This window comes from Ralstonia sp. 1138 (assembly GCF_040544795.1).
Lineage (GTDB): Bacteria > Pseudomonadota > Gammaproteobacteria > Burkholderiales > Burkholderiaceae > Ralstonia > Ralstonia flatus.
On sequence record NZ_JBEPKQ010000015.1, the window covers coordinates 1 to 6,353 of the forward strand.

The following is a 6,353-nucleotide window of genomic DNA, read 5'->3' on the forward strand; positions in this document are numbered from 1 at the left end:
TCTGTTGCCACTGTGGTCCCCACTACTTTTTGGTGGGGACCACTCTGGCAACTTCCTTTCACGCCGTCGAGACGGTGCTGGGGACACGCTTACGAGTTAATGGTTATGACTGCAACATTATTTGCACGCATCACAGTCGACCAATCCGCACAAGGCACTCCCTGCAACCTGTCACTGATTTTGGCGATATTGCGAGGGGGGTACCAATCTTAGATTGACGCGAACCGATACAGCGGAAGCAGGGCCGGTCAACATAGTCCGTTTTGATCTTGACATTGCCACGCTCAACACGAATGCTGCCGCCTTCCGCACGCGGCTTCGCATCATCCCGCTCTGTGGGGAACTGGCGCTGCTATTGCTCTTCGATGATCACATGCAACATCGTGTCGGTTTGGTCCCGATGTGTGAGCAAGTCACCAGCGTGAAGTCAACGCTACGACCAAATCTGGTTCGCATTGACGTCAGGTTCACGGCGATTCACGCGACCGAAGCGCTAGGTCAAACGTCTTCAGGACAACCGCAAATTTGAATTCCGGCGACTAACGACCATTGCACTGGCGCGCCTCCAGTTTGACTGGCCTCAGGCACTATGTCCATAAATCGACTTTGCGGACACACACGGTCATTCACGTTGAAGTCGTTATGGTCTGGCAGTCCTCAGCTGTCCGCTAGACGGTATTGATCAGGCGCTTACCTCATTGCTATTCCGCCATCAAGACGGTGTACTTCGGGCGCTTACCTCGAACTCCGGCACCTTAGCCATGCTGCGTGGTTTTTGTGGACTGTGCACGCGACCCACCTGAGGCCTCTTCGAGGCTCTTTCATAGGCCAAACATCCTTGCACGGATGTTTGGCCCCCTTCTTGACGCTACCTATCTAGTAGGTCCCAGCGATACGCCAGACTATAAACATTTGCTCAGGGATTCGTACCTGGTTGAATGCTTACTTGATGCGAAAATGAAGTGCCCTGTGTCGGCAAAAGCATTGCAGGTCCGCCATTACGGCTAGCTGTTACCGCATACTGCACAACCGCCGGATTGCCGGAAGCAGGACGCAGCGCAGAGACATCGCATGTTGCGTGAATGACATCAGACGCTGACAGCGGATCTGAACCGTAATGCTCAACCGTTACATTCTGGCATTGGGTCGTACCAATATTGACGCCATATTTTACAGTGGAAGCATTTGAAAAATATTGCCCCCAGATATCGACCCTTGCCTGACTATTATTAATAGTCCCCTCGATCCCATTGGACTTAAGCGTACTAACCGTACCAATGGAGACTGACAGCGGAAGCGGCCCTTTGGTCGCCGCAGCACAAGCACCCGCAACGCCCGGTGAACTTACGGAAACCCCTGCTTTACCGGGAGCGACCGCGGTAATGTTTCCGGAGGCATCCACACTAACTACGCTGGAATCAGTGCTCGCAAAGGACAGTGGCGCAGAGCATCCGCTAGGCGAAATCACTTTCGCGTTGGCGTTGTAGCGATACCCGACTCGCATCGGACTGCCACCGCCGCCGCCCGTATATATGCTCGAGTCAATGCTAGCTAGCGGAAGCGGTGTTACCGCGATGCTTGTTGATGAACTCAGCAAGCTCGGGGCTTCATATACCTGCAGCGGTATAGTCGCAGCGGTAGAACTGACACCGGGACAATTGGCGACCAACGAACCGGGCGTCCACGATGCGACAGGGCAAGAATTGCCGTTAAGTTGCACACTCGTTGTTGCGGTAAACCAATGGCCGGTCAGCGAAAATTGCGTAGCCGCGCCCGACATAACCGAAGACGGATTCACCGTTTGTACTGCAGGAGCATGCGTGTAGATCGTCGCTGAGTAGCTACCATTTACGCCAACGCCGCGTGCTAAGAACGTATGGGCGCCAATTGCAGTTGTGGGCGGACAGGTCCCTGTGATCTTCGTCGACGAGGTGGACGTGATCGCACAGGATTGGCCGTTGTAAGTGGCTGTGATCCCTGCGGGAAAGTTCACTCCTGTCAAGGTAAATGGCTGCGGGGAGCCTCGCTCAAAGTAGCCATAGCGTCCCGCATCCAATCGGCTGACGATCGGAATAGAGGCAACTCTTCCGAGAAGCCCACCGACCGCGCCGCCTACCACGGCTGCGCCAGCAACTGCAGGCGGAGCGGCGCAAGCCTGCGCGTGTGCAGCGCCCATTGGCACAAGATCCGCCAGGTTAGCAAACCAAGTTCTCGCCTTGGATTTTTCGCGATTGCGAGCGACACACGCCGCTGCAGCGGAGCCCGCGGGGAGGACGTCGACTCCTAACACGCCGTCTTCGACAGCCAGCGAATTAATCAATTCCGCTACCGCGTCAGAAGTAGGCGCGTTCGCCATACTCTGGGCCGCCGCGGCCAGACCATCGGCGAACGCGCCAGTCGCATCAGATACAGCGTTGATGCCAATCGCTGCATAGGTCGCACCTGCAGCGCCCCCGCCGCTCAATACCACAGACGTGACCACACCGCCTGCGATGCTCCCTGCACTAACTTGGCCAACGGAGCTAGGAGATCGAGCAGCTTTGCTCAAGCCATCAAACGATGAAGAAATCCGCAAGAGCCCTTTCTGGTACGGAGTAACAGCGTTACCCGCGAGAATCGCTTGGCGTCCGGCGAGGAACTCCGCGTAGCGATACCGCCCATCGCGAGAAGTGTCCGTGGCGCCGGTGGAAGTTGTTGCTCCATTTACCGCCGCGCTTTGGAGCACCATATGGCCGCCTTGGTCAAAAATAGTAGACGGGTCAGATTTGGTTCCTGCCGCGGTCAATCGAGTTATGGCATTGGCGCGAATTTGGTCCAGCGTCTGTTGGATTGGAGCCGTCAGACCCTGAGCCGTTGCTTGTGACCTCAACGCATCCCAAGTCGCAATTGAAGACTCAATCTGTACTTCCGCCATCTGATTGGGGTCTGTCGTAGAGACTGGCGACCCGCTCGCGATGGTATCTGGAGTCCCTTCAACCACTTCATCCTGCTCAAATAGCCGTTCCACTTGGGCTCCATCCGCGGAGGCAAGGTACTGTGCTAAAGAGGATGCCTCGGCCTGCAACTTGGTTTTGAAGTCGACGTAGTTGCTCGCCGCTTGGACACTGCTGACGACATTCGCTAAAAACTGCGCCAACCGACTAGACGCGGTCGCTATGCTAGTTTCATCAGTGCTGTTCTTGCCGAGGGTTGTGCTGCGTTGAACCATATCTCGTGCAACAGCGTTACCTATGTTGGTCACGAATGCACTTTGATCGGCTTGCGAAAGAGTTCCAACTTGCTTTTTTACTTCTGCTTGGATAGCGCGAAAATCCACATCGCTCATCGCGATAGCGGAAGAGGTTGTGCCGAGGTCTGCCGCAAGAAAATCCATCGCCGCCTCCCTGACCAGGAGTTCGATCAGGGCGTCCGGAGAATCGGTATCAATGGTCTCCCCGCGCATGCGCGAATTTGCCTCAAGGTGTTCGACGACTGTACTGACAGATGCAGGTGCAGGCGCCTGATTAGCAGATCGTGGACCCCGCATCAGCATGTACTGAGCCAGTCTGCGGGCACTAAACCAACCAATAAGTGCGGCTACAGATTTGCTGCCATCGGCGACGAAATTATTATGTGTTGATGCAATCCAACTCGGCAGGGTGCCGGTGAGATTGGAGCCAACGGAAGCAGCGAGAAGCCGTGTAATAAATTCGTTGCGCGCCGGTTTTTTTGATAGATCGATCATCAAGCGAAAATCATTTCGCAAACTATCGATTCGCGATCCTGTTATTCTGACTTCCTTGAAAATATTAGGATATTGGCTCATCGCCCTTCGCTTTATGATTTCAGAGGCCAATGCCGCTGTTGCGCCGGCCACTCCAGAAGTTAGGGCGCGGGTCGCGGCGTCTGTACCTATATACGCGCCGCGAATTTGATGGGCGGCACCGAAAGTGCCAGTGAAAATCAAGTCGGTAGTCAATATGTCAGCTATAAATTTTGTATATTGACTTGATAAACTTGCATTGGGATCAAGGCTGACTTTTACGGTCCTCCCTCCCACAACTTTCGACATGCCGTCGACTGCTCTTTGTAGAGCATAGTGCGTTGGGCCGACATACATCAAAGCGATTCCATCGCCTATCGAATCAGCATTAATCTTTGAGATGCCGTAGGTACTTTGAAGAGAACTCGATATGGCCGTAGAAATGTAGCTGCGCAGCCCCCAAGATCCAAATGAAGTGATAAGCTGCCCCGCACTGGGGACGATATAGTTCTTAAATGCATCGCTGCCAATCAGCCCGAGAAAGCATGATCGACATGTTTGATAAATATTGTAGCCTGAATAACTACTCCCAACCGGGTTTACTTGTGGAGTGCCAGAACCTGATGTTTCAGTCGTTATAGGGATACGCACATCGAACGTCGCAGGCGTAGTTGACGAGCTGTCTCCCGCTGCCATTGGTCGAAAGTTGCTTGTTTTCTGAGTTGATTGCAATTCCTCGTTATCGCCACCGCAAGCGGCCATTATGGCAGCAAATATAGCTGAAATACACATCAATTTATACTTTACGCGATGTGAATTATTGATGCTCATGGAAGAAGTCTCCTGTTTTATTTTTTGAATAAATATCTTTATATTATTTTTTACTCAACCCCTCCAATTTCCAGGCATGAGAATCGGATCCATATCACCCCTGGGATTTCTACTCACCGCCATCCCTTCAAATCGGTGCCACACTTGGATCCGATGGATTTAACAGAGGCGAAGAAAGCCTCGCATCAATTTTGGTGCGAGAGCACAAAAAATTCGGCATTAATTTGACGACAATTATCGTGCTCCTTCCATTTAAATTGGCAAGAAATCTGCACCGGCTCCAAGCCGAAACACCACCGCAGTCACAGCCGCCAGCGAAACGAGTCAGCGCCGCGCGCGATGTACGCAGCCATGACGGCTTGTGCCGTCGATAGCAACGACGGCCGCCGGGTCACCGACACGGCGTTGCAGATCGCTTGATGCGGTTTGGTGCTCAAGAGAATTCGCAGGGGTACCTTCTACCTGTCGCGGATCATAGATGCTAGTCAACGCACTGAGCGCGATACTTTGTAGGCGCTACAATATTTAATAATTATGAAGCCAATATTAGATTGAAATTCAATTTAATTGACAATGAATTATTAATTTATGGCGTGGCGCTTTTGCAATTCATCGACCCATTGATGCATTTGTTTTGAATTGCCCGCTTGAATTCGGGCACTTTAACCATGCCGCGTGGTTATTTGGGACTGTCCACGCGGCCCGCCTGGGCCTCTTTAGGGGCTCTCTCATAAGCCAAACATCTTCGCACGGATGTTTGGCTTCTTTTTTACGGGGGACGCATCAGCGCGAATTCGGAAACCGGATGCGGAATTCGGTGAACTCGCGTCCGATCGAGCAGCATGAAATGCTTGCCCCCCAGCTGCGTAGCAGTGATCGCGCGTGTATTGCCCACGGAACATGGTGACGGACGCGGGGCCTGTGGCACAACCTTGAGGGGACCAACACAGGCTTGCGACCGTAACGCTCACCGTGCAGCAGAATGTAAATCTTTCGATCAGAAGTTCCGCCCAACCAGGACATAAAAAAGCCAGCCTCAAGGCTGGCTTCACTGTGCATCTCGCACGTGTCAGGACCGAGTCCATTTTCGCCGGCGAAAATTTTTTCCGAGTGCAGGAAAGGCCCACGGGGCCAATTCACCGGGTCACGATCTCGAGCAGCCTGCCCGCGCTATCCTAGAAGCCACGTCTCCCGCACCCCCACTCATGCTCGTCCGAGAACAAGGCCGTACCATCCAGCTCATCCGCGTCGAGCGCACACCAGGCGCCATGCGCACCACTCAACGCGTGATCGGTACCCTCCCCTCCAAGACCCTGGTCGCTGCGCTGACCGCCGATGAACGCACCACACTCGAACGCTGGCTGGCCGCTCGGCACCAGCAGCACCACCGCCAAGCGCTAGACCAGGCATTGCCCTGCCTGGCTGAACACGCCGCTGCCATCGACGTCGCCGCCGAACAGTTTTCTCCGACCGATGCCCACGCCATCTGGAAGGAACTCGATACCCTCACACGCGTTCTCAAGCGCGTCGACTACTCCAGGCCAGCGCGTCAGCCGGCCTCTCCCGCCACGCCGCCCATGCAAGGTGATCTACTCCCCTAACCCTCTTCGCCCTCTGTAGATCCGACTCATCCGTCGCGACCACGTACAGTCACGCCCACAACTGCGCCGCTGCGCTTGCGAATGGGCTATTGCTCGCTCAACATGGTGCGCAGCGCGAGCACCGTTTGCGTGGTCAAGGCGCGAATCTGCGACAGCCAGCTGTCATCGTCCGGCCAGCG

General features: G+C 54.3%; 2 protein-coding genes. One reads left to right on the plus strand and one right to left on the minus strand.

The annotated features are described in order from the left end of the window. Nucleotides 1-916 precede the first annotated feature (916 nt). Nucleotides 917-4,573 (minus strand): hypothetical protein, encoded by a 3,657-nt coding sequence (locus ABIC76_RS25435; RefSeq protein ID WP_354535640.1) that lies wholly within the window; start codon nucleotides 4,571-4,573, stop codon nucleotides 917-919. A gap of 1,205 nt (nucleotides 4,574-5,778) precedes the next feature. Here ABIC76_RS25435 and ABIC76_RS25440 point away from each other — a divergent pair. Beyond that, nucleotides 5,779-6,174, plus strand: a complete 396-nt coding sequence (locus tag ABIC76_RS25440; protein ID WP_354535641.1) for a hypothetical protein — start codon at nucleotides 5,779-5,781, stop codon at nucleotides 6,172-6,174. Nucleotides 6,175-6,353: the final 179 nt, after the last annotated feature.

Coding starts and splice junctions, on each gene's coding strand:
- ABIC76_RS25440 (WP_354535641.1), top strand. CDS start 5,779: ATGCTCGTCCGAGAACAAGGCCGTACCATCCAGCTCATCCGCGTCGAG.
- ABIC76_RS25435 (WP_354535640.1), bottom strand. CDS start 4,573: ATGAGCATCAATAATTCACATCGCGTAAAGTATAAATTGATGTGTATT.